The organism is Biomaibacter acetigenes, from assembly GCF_003691585.1.
GTDB classification, from domain to species: Bacteria; Bacillota; Thermosediminibacteria; order Thermosediminibacterales; family Tepidanaerobacteraceae; genus Biomaibacter; species Biomaibacter acetigenes.
Genome location: NZ_CP033169.1, coordinates 1,175,518 through 1,193,239, shown reverse-complemented (window position 1 = coordinate 1,193,239; position 17,722 = coordinate 1,175,518). Strand labels below are relative to the sequence as shown.

11 protein-coding genes, 3 pseudogenes and 1 other annotated feature (1 of these 15 cut by a window edge) are annotated in these 17,722 nt (G+C 46.7%); all 14 genes and pseudogenes read right to left on the bottom strand.

Annotation, left to right across the window (positions count from 1 at the left end):
- Positions 1-158: a binding site (T-box leader), on the bottom strand (it extends 104 nt beyond the left edge of the window).
- Between the two features lie 60 nt (positions 159-218).
- The 14 genes and pseudogenes from leuB to whiA all read right to left on the bottom strand — a co-directional run bounded on the left by leuB (position 219) and on the right by whiA (position 17,626).
- Entirely contained in the window at positions 219-1,286 is a 1,068-nt protein-coding gene (leuB, locus tag D2962_RS05725; protein ID WP_122014427.1) for a 3-isopropylmalate dehydrogenase, read from the bottom strand.
- Positions 1,279-1,779 (bottom strand): 3-isopropylmalate dehydratase small subunit, encoded by a 501-nt coding sequence (gene leuD / locus D2962_RS05720; RefSeq protein ID WP_122014426.1) that lies wholly within the window; start codon positions 1,777-1,779, stop codon positions 1,279-1,281. The genes leuB and leuD overlap by 8 nt, the downstream gene beginning before the upstream one ends.
- A complete protein-coding gene (leuC, locus tag D2962_RS05715; protein WP_122014425.1) occupies positions 1,776-3,044 on the bottom strand; it encodes a 3-isopropylmalate dehydratase large subunit in 1,269 nt (422 codons plus the stop codon). The genes leuD and leuC overlap by 4 nt, the downstream gene beginning before the upstream one ends.
- Positions 3,045-3,050: 6 nt before the next feature.
- On the bottom strand, positions 3,051-4,571 hold the full coding sequence (locus tag D2962_RS05710) for a 2-isopropylmalate synthase (protein WP_122014424.1): 1,521 nt from the start codon (positions 4,569-4,571) through the stop codon (positions 3,051-3,053).
- Between the two features lie 56 nt (positions 4,572-4,627).
- Positions 4,628-5,623: a ketol-acid reductoisomerase gene (gene ilvC, locus D2962_RS05705; RefSeq protein ID WP_122014423.1), complete on the bottom strand. Its 996-nt coding sequence runs from the start codon at positions 5,621-5,623 to the stop codon at positions 4,628-4,630.
- Positions 5,624-5,625: 2 nt separating this feature from the next.
- Positions 5,626-6,129 (bottom strand): acetolactate synthase small subunit, encoded by a 504-nt coding sequence (gene ilvN, locus D2962_RS05700; protein ID WP_120767543.1) that lies wholly within the window; start codon positions 6,127-6,129, stop codon positions 5,626-5,628.
- A gap of 5 nt (positions 6,130-6,134) precedes the next feature.
- Positions 6,135-7,800, bottom strand: a pseudogene (gene ilvB, locus D2962_RS05695) (biosynthetic-type acetolactate synthase large subunit).
- A gap of 370 nt (positions 7,801-8,170) precedes the next feature.
- The gene (locus tag D2962_RS05690; RefSeq protein WP_120767540.1) at positions 8,171-8,587 is read right to left on the bottom strand and encodes an acyl-CoA thioesterase; all 417 of its coding nucleotides are present in this window, start codon (positions 8,585-8,587) and stop codon (positions 8,171-8,173) included.
- 10 nt (positions 8,588-8,597) lie between these two features.
- Positions 8,598-10,341: pseudogene (gene pyk / locus D2962_RS19470) on the bottom strand (pyruvate kinase).
- Positions 10,342-10,356: 15 nt separating this feature from the next.
- Positions 10,357-11,316 carry a 6-phosphofructokinase gene (pfkA, locus tag D2962_RS05680; protein WP_120767538.1) on the bottom strand — a complete coding sequence of 320 codons (960 nt, stop codon included), beginning with the start codon at positions 11,314-11,316 and terminating at the stop codon, positions 10,357-10,359.
- A gap of 18 nt (positions 11,317-11,334) precedes the next feature.
- The gene (locus tag D2962_RS05675; RefSeq protein ID WP_120767537.1) at positions 11,335-11,529 is read right to left on the bottom strand and encodes a hypothetical protein; all 195 of its coding nucleotides are present in this window, start codon (positions 11,527-11,529) and stop codon (positions 11,335-11,337) included.
- Positions 11,530-11,533: 4 nt separating this feature from the next.
- Positions 11,534-14,972 (bottom strand): annotated as a pseudogene (locus tag D2962_RS19465) (DNA polymerase III subunit alpha).
- A 10-nt stretch (positions 14,973-14,982) separates the two neighbouring features.
- Positions 14,983-16,281, bottom strand: a complete 1,299-nt coding sequence (locus tag D2962_RS05665; protein ID WP_122014422.1) for a DRTGG domain-containing protein — start codon at positions 16,279-16,281, stop codon at positions 14,983-14,985.
- 121 nt (positions 16,282-16,402) lie between these two features.
- Positions 16,403-17,626, bottom strand: a complete 1,224-nt coding sequence (gene whiA, locus D2962_RS05660) for a DNA-binding protein WhiA (protein WP_162991115.1) — start codon at positions 17,624-17,626, stop codon at positions 16,403-16,405.
- Positions 17,627-17,722: the final 96 nt, after the last annotated feature.

The window sequence follows — 17,722 nt, the reverse complement described above, 5'->3', positions numbered from 1 at the left end:
GGTGGCCAATTCCCTGATGGGACCCGGCCAGGATTACTTTCTCTTCACCCTGGCAGCTCCGAGATGATTTTCACGAAAATCTTCCGGCATCGGCTTTCACCTGCCCCGACTCTCTTTGGCCGCAAAGATCTAGCTACTCTTCTCTTCATGGCTTTTTAGTGTTATTAAAAAAAATTATAACATCAAATGCCACTAAATACAACCCTGTAATTAAATATTCAAATAAAATTTACAATAACATCTCCCATTTCAGTGGTGGAAACAACTTTTCCGGCACCAGTTTTTATGTCGGAAGTCCTGTAACCTTCATCCAGAGCCCTGGTCACCGCCTGTTTTACGGCATTCGATGCTTCCGAAGCTCCAAAGGAATACTCCAGCATCATGGCAGCGGACAATATACAGGCGATGGGGTTTGCCCTGCCGGTACCTGCAATGTCCGGGGCGGAGCCGTGAGTGGGCTCGTATAGGTAAGGCTTTTTATCTCCCAGGCTGGCCGATGGCAGCATGCCTATGGAACCTGTCAGCACCGCGGACTCGTCGCTGAGTATGTCTCCAAAGGTGTTTTCGGTGAGGATTACATCAAACTGTCCGGGGTTTACCACCAGCTGCATGGAGCAATTGTCCACATACATGTGGGAAAGCTCTACATCGGGGTATTCTTTCGCTATTCTTTCCACCACTTCCCGCCAGAGCCTGGAAGTTGCCAGCACATTGGCTTTATCCACGGAAGTGACGCGCTTTTTCCTGTTTTGAGCGGCTTTAAAGGCTATATGGGCCACTCTCTTTATTTCTTCCTCGGTGTATATCATTGTATCAAAGGCCCGGACCACTCCCCCCGTTTCCTCCCTGCCCTTGGGAGTGCCGAAATATAATCCCCCGGTGAGTTCTCTGACTATCAGGAGGTCAAGGTTTCCGATGATTTCCTGCTTTATGGGGGATGCGCTTACAAGGGGCGGGAATAAAATAGCCGGGCGAAGGTTTGCGTATAGACCAAAATGTTTCCTCAAGCCCAGGATGGCCTTTTCAGGCCGCAGCTGGCTGCTCAATGCATCCCATTTCTGACCTCCCACCGCTCCGAACAAAATGGCATCACAGTCCTCGCACAGCTTTACGGTGGATTCAGGCAGTGGAACGCCGTAAGCATCTATGGCGGCACCGCCTACCAGGCCTTCATGGAAATCAAACTTGAAGCCGAATTTTTTTTCTACCGTCTTGAGAACTTTTTTGGCCTCGGCCATGACCTCCGGACCTATGCCATCTCCTGCCAGGAAAGCTATCTTATACATCGTAGTTTTCCGCCTTTCGCGCATAGTTTAGCAGGCCTCCCGCCTGAATGATGCCTTTTATAAAGCCGGGGAAGGGCCTGGCGGTATATGACCTGCCTGCCGTCAAATTTTTTATGACCCCGGTGTCGGTATCAATTTCCAGTTCATCCCCGGCCTTAATAGAATCCACAGCTTCATCGCATTCCAGGATGGGCAGTCCTATATTTATGGAATTCCTGTAAAAAATCCTGGCAAAGGACCTGGCAATGACGCAACTTACACCGCAGGTCTTTATGGCCAGTGGAGCATGTTCGCGGGAACTGCCGCATCCAAAATTCTTGCCGGCGATTATTATGTCACCGGTATTTACTTTTTTAGAAAATCCAGAATCTATATCTTCCATGCAGTGGGATGCCAGTTCTTCCGGATTGGTGGTATTCAGATAACGGGCGGGAATGATGACATCGGTGTCGATATTGTCACCGAAAATCCATGCCTTACCTTTATATATCATATTTTTGCCACCTCCTCAGGATGGGCTATCCTGCCCTTAATGGCAGAAGCCGCAGCCACTGCGGGGCTTGCAAGATAAATCTCGCTTTCGGGATGGCCCATACGCCCCACAAAATTTCGGTTGGTGGTGGACACCGCTCTTTCTCCTTTTGCAAGAATCCCCATATATCCTCCCAGGCATGGGCCACAGGTGGGAGTGCTTACGGCTGCGCCGGATTCTAAGAAAATCTCCATGATCCCCTCAATTATCATCTGCCGGTAAACTTCCTGGGTGGCCGGAATCACTATCAATCTCACATCGGGATGTACCCTATGGCCTTTTATAACCTTCGCAGCGGTACGCATATCCTCGAGCCTGCCGTTGGTGCAGGAACCTATCACCACCTGGTCGATGGATATATCCCCCACTTTGGAAACACCGACGGTGTTTTCCGGCAGGTGCGGCAGGGCTATCTGGGGCTCTATTTTTGATACATCGTAGTCGATGACCTGGCAGTATTTTGCGTCATCATCGCTTTTGAATATCTCATAATCCCTTTTCGCCCTTGCCTTTACATATTCAATGGTAATATTGTCGGCTTCCATTATGCCGTTTTTGCCACCGGCCTCAATGGCCATGTTGCTCATGGTAAACCTTTCATCCATGGTAAGGCTTTTTAAGGCATCTCCTGTAAATTCCATGGCTTTATACAGGGCTCCATCCACTCCTATATCCCCTATGGTGTATAATATGAGGTCTTTGCCCGTAACCCAGGGATTAAGTTTGCCGTGATAGATGAACTTTATGGTTTCGGGAACCTTGAACCAGCATTTCCCCGTCATCATGGCAAAAGCTAAATCAGTGCTGCCCACACCGGTGGAAAAAGCCCCCAGAGCCCCGTAAGTGCAAGTGTGGGAATCGGCACCCACTACCAGGTCGCCGGGCAGGACTATGCCCTGCTCCGGAAGCAGGGCATGTTCCACACCCATTCTTCCAACTTCATAGTAATGTACAATTTGTTGTTCCCTGGCAAAATCCCTCAGGGTTTTGCAGAGCTCGGCGGATTTTATGTCCTTATTGGGGGCGAAATGGTCGGGAATTAAAGCTATTTTTCCCCGATCAAACACCTTTTTGCCGCCGGCTTTTTTGAACTCTTCTATAGAAACCGGGCCGGTTATATCATTGGCCAAGGCCAGGTCCACGTCGGCCATGATGAGTTCTCCAGGCTCTACAAATTCCTTATGGCAGTGTCTAGCGAGTATCTTTTGAGTTATGGTCATGCCCATAGGTTTTCACCTTCCGTTGCCGTTGTTCCAAAGGGTTTTGTTCAGTGCATTGGTATAAGCCAGGGCACTGGCCTCTATGATATCGGTGCTCAGCCCTCTTCCGGTGAATAATTTACCATCTTTTTCTATCTTAACTATGACTTCTCCCATGGCATCCTTTCCTCCGGATACCGATTTAATGGAATAATCCACCAGTTTACAGTCTATATTGCAGGCCCGCTCCAGAGCCCTGTAGGTGGCATCAATAGGTCCGTCACCGGTAGAGGCCTCCTCCACGCTTTTTTCTCCTATTTTTACCTTTACGGTGGCTGTGGATATGGTCTGATTTCCGCTGGAAGTCTGAAAGTATTCCAGCACTATAAGTTGAGGTATCTTCAAAACCTGGTCTTCCACCAGGGCTTCAATATCCTTATCGGTGATTTCCTTTTTCTTATCCGCCAGGTCCTTAAACCTCTCAAAAGCTTTATTCAATTCCTCATCGTCTAGTTCATATCCCATTTTTTTCAACCTCTGGGCAAAGGCGTGGCGACCGGAGAGCTTCCCCAGCACCAACCTGTTGGATGAAAGACCGATAGACTCCGGTGTCATGATCTCATAAGTAGACTTTTCCGATAGTACTCCGTGCTGGTGTATGCCCGATTCATGGGCAAAGGCATTGGCTCCTACGATGGCCTTGTTGGGTTGCACATATATACCCGAAAGGGTGCTTACCAGCTTGCTGGTGCGGTATATGTGCTTTGTATCTATGTTGAGGTCAACATTGTATAAATCTTTTCGAGTTACAAGGGCCATTACCACCTCTTCCAGGGCCGCATTTCCCGCCCGCTCCCCCAGACCGTTGACGGCACATTCTATCTGGGTGGCGCCGTTTTGTACCGCCGCCAGAGAATTGGCTACCGCCATACCCAGGTCGTTGTGGCAGTGGACGCTGATTTTTACCTTATCCATCTCGGGGACCCTTTCCCGCAGGGTTTTCACCAGACTGCCAAACTCCTCCGGTGTGGCGTATCCCACAGTATCGGGGATGTTTATGACCGTAGCCCCTGCATTTATGGCAGCAGAAAACAGCTTACAGAGAAACTCCACTTCGGACCTTGATGCATCTTCTGCCGAAAATTCCACATCCTCTACGTAGGATTTTGCCCTTTTAACGGCTTCTACCGCCGCTTCCAGCACCTGTTCCGGTGTCATCTTTAGCTTATATTTCATGTGAATGGGAGAGGACGCAATAAAAGTATGAATGCGGGGCCGTTCCGCCGCTTTTACGGCTTCGGCGGCCCTGTCTATATCTTTAAAGTTTGCTCTGGCAAGGCCCGCTATGACGGGGCCCTTGACATTTTCCGCTATGGTTTTGACAGCATTAAAGTCCCCATTGGATGCTATAGGAAACCCGGCTTCTATGACATCCACCTGCAATTTTGCCAGCTGTTTTGCAATCTCCAGTTTTTCATAGGAATTCAGCGACACTCCTGGTGATTGTTCTCCATCTCGGAGAGTAGTATCGAAGATCTCTATTTTACTGGCCATTTTTCTTGCCTCCTTTCCTCATTTTCCCACCGATCCCACTTCCGACCTCTCACTTCTCACTTCTTTTTAAGCCATGGCATCATGCTTCTGAGCTCTGCCCCCACCTTTTCAATGGGATGTTCTGCTTCCCTTGCAAGAATTGTCTTATAAACCGGGCGGTTTGCCTGATTTTCCAGGATCCACCTTCTGGCAAACTCTCCTGTCACAATCTCATCCAGTACCTTCTTCATTTCCTTGCGGGTATCTTCATTGATAATCCTCTTGCCCACGGTGATGTCACCGTATTTTGCCGTATCACTGATGGAATACCTCATCCAGCCGATGCCGCCTTCGTAAATCATATCCACGATTAACTTCATCTCATTGAGACACTCAAAATATGCTATTTCAGGCTGATAACCGGCATTGACCAGAGTTTCAAATCCTGCTTTGATGAGTTCCGTCAGACCTCCGCAAAGCACGCACTGTTCGCCGAAAAGGTCTGTTTCGGTTTCTTCCGCAAATGTGGTCTCGATGACTCCGGCTCTGGTTCCTCCAATACCCTTGGCATAGGCCAGAGCGATATCCCTGGCTTTCCCGGTATAATCGCGTTCCACCGCCACGAGGCAGGGAACTCCGGCACCCTGCTGGTACATCCTTCTCACCAGGTGTCCCGGTCCTTTGGGAGCTATCATAAATACATCCACAAAATCCGGAGGAACAATCTGATGGTACCTGATGTTGAATCCATGGGCAAAAGCCAGGGCATTGCCCTCTTTTAAGTTGGGTTTAATCTCTTCTTCATAAATCTTTGCCTGCACATGGTCCGGTACCAGTATCATGATGATGTCGGCCTCTTTTGCGGCCTCGCTGACGGTTTTTACGGCCAGGCCTGCCTCTTCGGCGGCTTTCCAGGATTTTGAACCCTCATATAATCCCACGACCACATTTACTCCGCTGTCCTTTAAATTCAGTGCATGGCCATGTCCCTGGCTGCCGTAACCTATGACAGCGACGGTCTTGCCCTCCAGTAATTTTAAATCTGCATCCTTGTCATAATACATTTTTGCCATAATCATTCTTCCTCCTCAATTTTTATTGTTTTTGTTCCTCTATTCACGGCTATAATGCCGGTGCGGACTAATTCTTTTATACCAAAAGGTTTTAATAATTCCTCAAAAGCACTGACCTTATCCTTGTCGCCGGTAAGCTCTATAATCATGGACTTGCGGCTCACATCCACAATGTTGGCCCTGAAAATTTCTGCTATGTGAATTATTTCAGACCTTACCTGGGGCTCGGCATCCACTTTTATTAAGACCAGTTCCCGGCTCACCGACTCTTCGGGGATTATTTTGCTGACCTTTATTACATCTACCAGTTTGTTCAATTGCTTTTTTACCTGCTCGACAATATATTCATCTCCGTCTACCACTATGGTCATGCGGGAAATGTCCGGATTTTCTGTGGTACCCACCGCCAGGCTATCGATATTAAATCCCCGGCGGGAAAAAAGGCCTGCTACCCGGGAAAGGACTCCGGGATGATTTTCCACCAGAACTGATAGCGTTGTCTTCATGGGCTTCATCCTCCTATCATTTCATTGATGGGCGAGCCATTCAATACCATAGGATAAACATTTTCATTTATGTCCACCATACATTCCAGCAAAAAGCATCCCTTTTCTGAAATAAGCCGGTCCAGAGCCCCGGGCAGTTCATCGCGGTTCCCTATTCTCATTCCTGCTATTCTGTAACTTTCGGCCAGTTTTACAAAGTCGGGCACGAAGCTGAAATTCACCTGACTGTAACGCTTTTTACAGTAAAATTCCTGGAGCTGCCTGACCAGGCCTAGCCCCTGATTGTTGAAAAGAATCATTTTCAGAGAAAGGCCGTTTTCAACAGCAGTGGCCATCTCCGCCAGGTTCATCTGGAAACTGCCGTCACCGCATATGTTGATTACGGTCTGGTCGGGTTTTGCAAATTTGGCCCCTATGGCAGCAGGCAAACCGTAACCCATGGTCCCGAGTCCTCCTGAACTGATAAAAGTACGGGGTTTCGTAAATTTGTAATACTGTGCCACCCACATCTGATGAGAACCCACTTCCGTGGTTATTATGGCATTGCCGGCGGTCCTCCGGGAAAGTTCTTCTATAATTTCCTGGGGGCATAATTTGTTTGTTTTGCTGTAGGAAAAGGGTTTTTTTCTTAAGTTCGGCAATACGGTGGTTCCATTCGGTGGGCTGCTTTGGCTGAACTTCCTTCAATATCTCTGCGAGGACCCGTTTTACATCACCCACGATGGGGATATCTGCCTTCACGTTTTTTCCTATTTCTGCCGGGTCTATGTCTATGTGTATTATTTTTGCCCTTGGTGCAAACCCTGCTACCCGGCCTGTCAGGCGGTCTCCGAATCTCGCCCCGGTTGCTATAACCAGGTCAGATTCCGTCACAGCCCTGTTTGCATAGGGCGTGCCATGCATGCCCATCATGCCGAGAGAAAGGGGATGATCTCCCGGGAAAGCGCCGATTCCCATCAGCGTGGTAGCTACAGGAATATGGGCTTTTTCGGCAAGTTCCATGAGTTCTTCTTCCGCACCGGCAGAATTGACTCCCCCTCCCGCGCATATGACGGGACGAAGGGCTTTATTGATGGCATCCGCTGCCCTGGAAATTTGAAGCGGATGGCCGTCGATTTTTGGTTTATATCCCCTCAGCGTAATCTGTTCAGGGTATTTGAATTCTATTTTGGTTTCGGCTACGTCTTTAGGTAAATCAATGAGCACTGGCCCGGGTCTTCCGGTAGAAGCAATATAAAAGGCTTCTTTTACAATGCGCGGGATGTCTTCTGCTCTTTTCACCAGATAATTGTGTTTTGTAAAAGGTGCCGTGGCACCGGTAATATCCACTTCCTGAAATACATCCCGCCCTATCAGACTGGTGGCTACCTGGCCTGTAATAGCGACCACGGGTACGGAATCCATATAGGCTGTTGCAATGCCCGTTACAAGATTTGTGGCTCCCGGTCCCGATGTGGCCATGCATACGCCCACTTTGCCTGACACTCTTGCATAACCGCTAGCAGCATGGGCTGCAGCCTGTTCGGAGCGGGTAAGGATATGTTTTAGCTTTTTGGTATGGAAAAGAGAATCATATACTGGAAGTATGGCTCCTCCGGGATATCCAAATACCACCTCTACGCCTTCCATTTCCAGGGACCTGATTAATGCTTCTGCGGCAGTAATTTTCATTTTGTACACCACCTCGCCCTTTTTTTGTAAAAAATAACCCCCTCGCCCCGAGAAAATTAATTTCCCAGGGACGAGGGGGGAGTTTACCCCGTGGTACCACCCTGCTTTGCCTTGCCTTGCGGCTATAGGCCTCAGGAAGTAGAAAGGCTACTTCTCTTTTTAACGCTAGTAGCGGCTCCGGACTACTACTATTTCGCCCGGGCTGTTCAGGAGCGAGCATAAAACGGTAACCTTCGGCCGGCTTTCACCTTCCCCGGCTCTCTTTTCTCGGGTTTCCCATTTTCCTCTCCATCATTACATTTTTGGATATTGATATGTATTTTATCATCAGCTTTCTAATTATGTCAATACTTCATATGTTAATTTTTTGTTAACTTACAACCTTTTTGAGTTTTTCCCATACATGGGGGTGAGTTTTGCTTATGTTTAAAGGCCTTCCTTCTTTTGACATAAAGGCATGCTCTGTGTATCCTTGGGCCAGGAGAAGGTTATCTTTTGACCGTAAAATCTCGTAAACTATTTTCACCCTTGTTGGTTTCATTCCGGCGACTGCAGTTTTTATCACAATATTATCCCCATAACGGGCAGGATGCCTGTAAACGCAGTGGGATTCAATCACCGGAAAATATACCCCTTCTCTTTCCATATCCACATAGGATGAGCCTATACTGTTGAAATACACATTTCTCCCCACTTCAAAAAAAACCAGGTAATTGGCATAGTAAACCACACCCATCTGGTCGGTTTCGGCATACCGAACCGAAACGGTAGTATCTATAGTATCCATAGAAAATCCCTCATTTCACATCGACTTTTCCCCTGTAAATAAGGCCCCGCTGGGTGTCCATGGTGATTTCATCACCGGTGGCCAGCAGTTCGGTAGCCCCCTTGGCTCCAACAATGACGGGTATATTCATCTCAAGACCTATTATGGCGGCATGGGATGTTAGGCCACCTTCTTCGGCTATGACCGCCGAAGAGCGTCGTAAAACCTGTATTATATCCCTGTCTGTACCGGACACTACCAGGATGGAACCTTCGGGCATTATCATGGCTTCCTTTGCATTCCTGGCTACAAATACCGTCCCGCTCACGGGCCTGCTGCCAATACCGGTACCTCTTAAGAGCACATCGCCTACAATATGCACTCTTATTAAATTGGTAGTACCCGTCACATTTACGGGCGCGCCCGCAGTAATTACCACCATGTCTCCCTTTTGCACCAGTCCTGATTTCAGAGCCCCTTCCACCGCTTCTTTGAACATCTCGTCAGTGGACCGGGTATCCTCAACTTGCAGCGGCCATACCCCCCGCACAATCTGCAGCGTCCTGGTGACCTTTTCCCTCGGTGTCACTGCAATGATGGGGACTTCCGGCCGGAATTTGGCTACAGCCCGGGCAGTATACCCGGATTTGGTGGATGTTATAATGGCCTTGACTCCCAGGTCTCGGGCGATAGAGCATGTAGCATGGCTGATGGCGTCAGTTATGGTTTTTATCACGGAGGGTTCCTTTTCCTTTTTTTAAACTCATGGAATCTTCGGCTTTTCTTGCTATTTTGGCCATCATTTTAACCGCTTCCACCGGATAATGGCCTGCGGCTGTTTCACCAGAGAGCATAATGGCATCGGTTCCGTCAAAAATGGCATTGGCCACATCGGTGGTTTCCGCCCTGGTAGGCCTTGGATTCCGCATCATTGATTCCAGCATCTGGGTTGCCGTGACTACGGGTTTTCCCGCTTTATTGCATTTTTCAATGATGTATTTCTGGACCAGGGGCACTTCCTCAACGGGTATCTCTACTCCCAGGTCTCCCCGGGCCACCATCACACCATCAGCAACACGGATGATTTCATCGATGTTGTTGACCCCTTCGCGGTTTTCCACCTTGGCTATTATGTGGACATCACTGGCACCGTTTTCTTCCAAAATCTTTCTTATTTCAAGCACATCCGAAGCTTTTCTCACAAAGGAAGCCGCCACAAAGTCTATGCCCATACTTATGCCAAATAAGAGGTCTTCCACATCTTTCTGTGTTATTGCAGGTAGGGGAAGGGATTTGTTTGGAACGTTTACACCCTTTTTATCGCTGATTTCTCCACCGTTTATAACGGTGCATAATACCTCTTTTGAATTTATTTCCTTGACTTCCAATTCTATAAGGCCATCGGCCAGCAGTATCTTATCATACCTGGTTACGAGTTTGTTTAGACCATCATAGGTGACATAAACCCTATTTTCATTTCCTTCTATAGGCTCCAGTGAGAGTGCAAATTCCTGGCCTTCCTTCAAATACGCTTTTCCATTTTTGAAGGTGCCAAGTCTTATCTCCGGCCCCCTTGTGTCCAGCATTAGGGCTATATTGGCTCCCATCTCCCGTGCAGCTTCTCTCAGGTTGTTTATTCTTGCCCTGTGCTCTTCATGGGTCCCATGGGAAAAATTCAGTCTTGCTATATTCATCCCGGCTGATATCAGCCGGGAAATTACCTCTTTATTTTCGCTGGCTGGACCAAGAGTGCATATAATCTTAGTCTTGAGCATTAAAGTATCACTCCCCTACATTGAGAGAATTTCGGCCAGCTTATATATATTCATATCCAGAGGTTTGGGTGTAACAAGAATCTTTTCAAGGTCGGTTACCAGCAGTTCTCCGTTGACAAGACCCACCATCTTGTCTCCAATATTATCCTTTAACAGTTCTACCGCCTTTCCTCCCAGCTGGCTGGCCAGGATGCGGTCAAAAGCCGAGGGTGTTCCACCTCTCTGAAGGTGGCCCAGAACGATCACCCGGGTCTCAAAGCCAGTTTTTTCCTTGATCTTGTTTCCAATATCAAAACCGCTGGCTGCGCCTTCAGCCACAATTATGATACTGTGAAGTTTCCCCCTTTTGTAGCCATTTATAATCTTTTTACAGATGTCATCCATATTGAAGGGAATTTCAGGGACCAGTATAGTCTCGGCTCCGCTGGCAAGGCCTGCATAAAGCGCAATATGGCCGGCCTCCCTGCCCATAACTTCAATTACAAAAGTCCTTTCATGGGAAGTAGCAGTGTCTCTTACCTTGTTTACCGCTTCCACCACCGTATTCAATGCTGTATCAAAACCTATGGCGTAGTCGGTAAAAGGAATATCGTTGTCTATGGTTCCCGGAATGCCAATGGTAGGCACACCCTTTCTGGAAAGGGCTATTGCCCCCCGGAAGGAACCATCCCCACCTATTACTACCATACCTTCAATGCCGAAAGCTTCCAGATTCTTTAAGGCTTTCAGTTGTCCCTCTTCAGTCTTAAACTCTTCACACCGTGCAGTTCTTAAAAAGGTGCCTCCGCGGTGGATAATATCTCCCACAGAGCTGGAATCGAGCCTGACGAAGTCCGAATTTATCAGACCCATATAACCTTTTTTTATTCCATAAACTTCCATGTCATAAGACGCTGCCTTCCTCACTACGGCTCTGACAGCGGCGTTCATCCCCGGCGCATCCCCACCGCTTGTAAGTACTCCTATTCTTTTCATCTGCCTCTTCCCCTCTTTTTATAGATTTTTTTCCAGGATTACTTTTTGAGCTTCCTGGGCTTCGGACTCCGGCACCAGTATCTCAATACAGCATCCGTGTTTTTTACTTCTCATGGCTTCCCTGGTCTTAACAAGAATCCCTTCAGACTTTAAAACCTGCTCCACTTTTTGAGCCGTATCTTTATCAGTGGCCATATAAATTACAGTCCACACGAATTCAGGCCTCCTTTGTATTAATTTGTATTAATTTTTCATCACCACAAATACAGTTGGTACCCCACCGATCATGCAAAAGTCCGAGATTCTCTTTAGAGCAGTCTATACCGGTTTGCAGTAAAAAACTTCTGTTTTGCTCTTGAAAGTACAGTACAACCCTGGTCTTGCCCGGGTGAGACTGGATAAAATCTTTTAATTCCTGTAAATTAACCTCATTTTGGGGAATAGATATTACCATTATATCTTTTTGATTTCCACTGGAAGATATATTTTCAAAAGAGGTGATTTCTTCGGCGATTATCTTGGGCAGTTCATCTTCTTTGAAATTTACTCTTCCCTTTATTATAACCTTTGAGTCTTGCTGAAGCAGGACACGGTATTTGTCATAGGTCTGAGGGAACACTATGATTTCCATGGACCCTGTGAGATCCTCCAGAGTTATAAAAGCCATTATTTTTTCACTTTTTGTAGTTTTTGTCTTGACTCCCGTTATAATACCTCCTACCACCACCTGAAGATTATCTTTGTTGTCCTCCTCATATAAATTTTTACTACAAAAAGTTGTAGCGTTCAAGAGTTGTTTTTCAAATTCCCGAAGGGGATGACCGCTGATATAAAGACCCAGCATTTCCTTTTCCATGGCCAGCAGTTCGCTCCTGGGGTATTCGGGGATATCGGGCAAAATATCATCCACAGGAGCGGGGCCATCTACAATTTCGAAAAGGGAAATCTGGTCTTTCATCTGTTTTTCCTGTTTCTGAACCCGGCTTAAAACTTCCTCATATACTTTCAGCAGTTGCGACCGCCGGGCTCCCAGTGAGTCCATGGCTCCGCTTTTTATAAGACTCTCCACAACCTTTTTATTTAGCTCTCCAGAAACTCTCCCGGCAAAATCCCGAAGTGTCGAATATTTCCCCCTGTGTTTCCTTTCATCGATAATGGCCCTGGCCACTCCATGGCCTACATTTTTTACGGCGGTAAGCCCAAACCTTATTTTATCGCCAATGACCGTAAAAGTGTCAAAGCTCTCGTTAATATCCGGCGGCAGAACCTTAATGCCCATATGGCGGCATTCATTCACATAAAAAGCGATTTTATCACTGTTGTCCATAACGCTGTTCAAAAGAGCTGCCATGAATTCTACCGGAAAGTGGGTTTTAAGGTATGCTGTTTGATAGGCAATGACAGCATAGGCTGCGGTATGGGCTTTGTTGAAACCGTAACCTGCGAAATAGGAGATATCATCGAAGATTTTTGCCGCTGTTTCCCTATCGATATTATTTCTTACGCATCCTTCAATGAAGGATGCCCTCTGAGCTGCCATGACATCCTGTTTTTTCTTGCCCATGGCTTTTCTGAGGATATCTGCCTGGGCCAGCGAAAATCCGGCGAGTTCCTGGGCTATTTTCATGGCCTGCTCCTGGTACAATATTATACCATAGGTTTCAGACAGAATGGGTTTTAGAAGGGGATGAAGATAAGATATGGATTTTACGCCATTTTTGCTTCTAATAAAATCTTCCGCTGCTCCGCTGCCAAGGGGACCGGGCCTGTACAGGCCTATAATGGCTATGATATCCTCGAACACCTCGGGTTTCAGTTCCTTCAACAGATTTTGCATTCCGCTGCTTTCCAGTTGAAAAACTCCCGCAGTGTTGCCCTGGCTCAACATCTCGTATACTTTTTTGTCATCGAGGGGCAACCTGTCAAGGTCTATCTCCATATGGCGGGTGTGGCGGATAATATTGAGGGCATCTCTTATAACCGTGAGGGTCCTCAGCCCCAGAAAATCCATTTTTAAAAGGCCCAATTCTTCCAGGGTGGTCATGGTATACTGGGTGGCAACATTTGAATCACCCATTTTGTGCAGCGGCACATGTTCCACCAGGGGGTCTTTTGATATAACCACACCTGCGGCGTGGGTGGATGCGTGTCTGGGGAAGCCTTCCAACGCTCTTGCTATGGTCCAGAAGTTTTCGGACCCTGTCTTTTTCATCATAAAGTTTTTTAAGCTCTGGGTTCAATGCCAGAGCATTGTCGATGGTTATCCCGAGCTCCACGGGAACCATCTTGGCTATGGCATCCACTTCTCCGTAGGGGTACCCCAGGACCCTGCCCACGTCCCGTATAGCTGCCCGGGCGGCCATGGTCCCGAAGGTTACGATTTGTGCCACTTTATCCTTGCCGTATTTTTTTACCACATAATCGATTACTTCCTGCCGCCTTTCGTAGCAAAAATCCACATCGATATCGGGCATGGTAACTCTCTCGGGGTTTAAAAAACGTTCAAACAGAAGGTTATATTTCAGCGGGTCTATGTTGGTAATGTGAAGGCAGTACGCCACAAGGCTTCCCGCGGCGGACCCCCTGCCCGGCCCCACCATGATTTGATTTTTCCGGGCAAAGTTTATGAAATCCCATACAATAAGGAAGTAACTGGAATATCCCATCTTTTTGATTACATCCAATTCGTATTCCAGCCTCTGCTTGATTTCCGGAGTAATATCCGTATAACGCTCCGCCAGGCCTTCATAGCATAATTTTTCAAGATATTCATCCTGGGTATAACCTTCGGGCACCCGGTATGCTGGCAGGTGCATGGTATTAAAGTCCAGTTCCACATTGCACATTTCAGCGATTTTACAGGTATTTTCCACAGCCTCAGGTATGTATGAAAACAAATCTTGCATTTCCTCTGATGATTTCAGGTAAAACTCATCGGTGGGAAATTTAAGTCTTGTTTCGTCTTCCAGAGTCTTGCCGGTCTGGATGCACAACAGGGCATCATGCACCGGCGCATCCTCTTTTAAAATGTAGTGGACATCGTTGGTGGCCACAAGGGGAATACCCGTTTCCCTGCTGAGTGTTACTAAATCGCTGTTTACTTTTTTCTGGTCCAGTATGCCATGGTCCTGTATTTCCAGGTAAAAATTATTTTCACCAAAGATTTCCTGGTATTCCAGTGCTTTCTCCCGGGCTTTTTTATATTCTCCGTTTAAAAGAAGGGTTGGAATCTCTCCGGCCAGGCAGGCGCTCAGCGCTATCAATCCCTCGCTGTACTGCCTGAGCACATGCATGTCCACCCTGGGTTTATAATAAAAGCCCTGGATGAACCCCAGAGAAACAAGCTTCATCAAATTTCTATAGCCTTCACTATCCCTGGCCAGCAGCACAAGGTGATACTGGTCGTCATCTATTCCGGCCTGAGTGTCGGTCATGGTACGTTTTGCCATATATACCTCACAGCCAATTATCGGCTTTATACCATGGGATTTCATGACCTTATAAAAATCCACAACTCCGTACATCACACCGTGATCAGTAATGGCAGCGCTCCTGGCACCAATTTCCGCCAGGCGTTTTGCTAATCTTTCTATTTTACATGCGCCATCGAGCAGGCTGTAATTTGTATGAACATGTAGATGAACAAAATCGGCCATTTATAACCACCTACCTGTCGATAACCTTCACGGAAACTAGAGATTTTGCCACCAGTTTGCCCCTATGGTATACATTTACCTCAGCCTTGCCGGATTTTCTACCCATGTCTATTATATCCGCTGTCACTTCTATCTCTTCTTCCAGTTCTACGGGTTTTGAAAAATATACCGTAAAACTATCGGGCACCGTTTCCAGCCGCTTCTGGCTTCTGAAGGCTTCAAACCCCGCATTGGCCATGACTGTCATCAAAGCTCCGCAGCTGGCCACGCCATAAGGATTTAACATTATAGGTCCCGTCTTGCCCCGCATCCTTATCCCGTTTTCGGTCTTTGACAGCGAAAACCGGCTCATTACTATTCCATCTATGGTTTCCCCTATCTGCGGCTGAAAACTCAAGTTCTGCAGCGCCCTTATGGCATCCTGGCGGGTAATGACGCCTATGAGTTTTTTATCCTCCACCACAGGAATAAGCTCAATCCCTTCCCACACCATGAGATGGGCAGCATGGGCCACGGGTGTATCCTGACCCACCACTATGGGATTTTTACTCATGACATCCTTTATGGGAATGTCATCTTTCAAGCCCGCTATATCATTGGTGGTGGCAATTCCTACCACTTTTTTATCACCATCCACTACCGGAAACTTACTGTGATGGGTTATCTTGAGAAGCCTGCGCCAGTCACCCACAGTGGCATTCATGTCAAGATAGTCCGGGTCTTTTACCATGGCATCTTTTACCCTTATTACATCTTTTCTCACCAGAAGTTTGTAAAGGGCCCTGTTTATAAAAGTAGCCACGGTAAAGGTGTCATAAGATGAAGAAATCAGCGGCATGTTTACACTGTCCGCCAGTTTGACCACTTCCTCATCCACATCGAACCCTCCGGTTACCAGGACTGCGGCCCCCATCTTAAGGGCCAGTATCTGGGCATCCTTCCGGTTGCCCACAATCAGCAGGCTTTCCGGCTCAATATACTGCGCCATCTCTTTGACTTCCATGGCGCCTATTAAAAACTTGTTGAGAGGTTTATGAAGTCCGGTTTTTCCACCCAGTATGCTACCCTCCACAATATTCACGACTTCTGCAAAAGAAAGCTTCTCAATAGCTTCATCGGTTTTCTTTTCTATACGCACGGTCCCTATACGGGGCAAGGTACACACAAAGCCTTCCAGTTGAGCATCTTTTATAGCCCTGTAAGCGGTACCTTCGCTAACCTCGAGTTCCTGAGCCAGCTGCCTTACCGAAATCCTGGAGCCAACTTTTAAGTTTTTTATATAATTGATTATCTGCTCATGCTTTGTCATGATTTCCTCCGCCTACATTGGGAACACTCCTCCGACTACCCCAGGTTAATACCCCAGAAAAGGAGGTGTGTCCCCTAACCTATTATCTAATTTAAAAGCTACCGTCACGGTAGCCTTCAAATTATTCTTCTCCGAATTTGCTTTCTATGAGTTCAACAAGTTTTTCCACAGCTTCTTTTTCATCGTCTCCCTGGGCCGAAAGGGTGATCTTGGTACCCTGGCTCACGGCAAGAGACATGACACCCATTATGCTTTTGGCATTTACCTTTTTCCCCTCTTTCTCAATAAATATATCGGATTTAAATTTGTTGGCGGTTTGTACAAATAAAGCCGCAGGCCTTGCATGTAAACCTGTTTTGTTTTTGACTACAACATTTTTTTCAAACATGATTTTTTCCCCTTTCATTGACTGTAAATTCTCCACAATATTTTCTATTTTTTTCAATCTATAGCTGATACCGGACTTGCCTAAAACAGGATTCATCATCTGACCCAGTTCTTTGAGGCTCAGGTCCGGATATTCTAGCCTTAGTTCCGCTACCTGTTTTAGATTTGAAGGTAAATCATCAAAAAGATTATGCTGCTTTAAAAAATTTATGCATTCAATTTGCCGCACGGCGGCGTCTATGGTTTTATTTAAATTCGCGGTTTCACAATTTACCATGCGGTTTACACTGTTCCTCATTTCCTTTATTACTCTTATTTCTTCAAATTTGAGCAGGCTGTTATGGGCTCCCATTATTCCAAGTAAATCCGCGATATTGTTGCCATCCTTCAAATATACCATGTGGCTGCTCTTTCTTTCCATCACCCTGGAATTTAATCCGAAGCTGTTGATAAGCCTGGAAAGCGCATTGGCCTGCCTTTTGCCTGTGGTAACATATTCCATATGGTATGGTCCCTTAGGGTCGCTAATTGACCCGCTTCCCAGGAAAGCCCCCCTGAGATATGCCCGTTTGCAGCAGCGTTTTTTGACAATGGATGGATTTATTGAGTCTCTGAAACCAATTGTCTTTTCATTGTTGCTCAATATACCCAGTTCTTTAAGCAAAGCTCGGGCTTCCTGCAGGTTTACGGATATTATATACATGCTGTGGTTTTTTAAAAAATTGTTCTTTCTGATGACAATCTCTACAGGAGATTTCACATGTTTTTTGAGCAGTTTAAATGCTTTCCTGGCAGTAGAGGCATGTTCCGTTTGAATTTGAAGCACCGCTTTGCCCAGACCGCCCGTTATCTTTATGCTTCCTGCCATGCGAATAAGGGATGCCAGTTCGGCTTTCTGGCAGCATGTGTCCGAAACAACCCGGGCGAGTTCTTCCTTCACCTCATACGAAAAGGACATAATGCCACCTGCCTTAAATATAAATTGTTTATTCTACAAAAAAATTAAAATACCTTCTATAAAGAAAAAATATATTTGCTTAAGTTGTAATATATC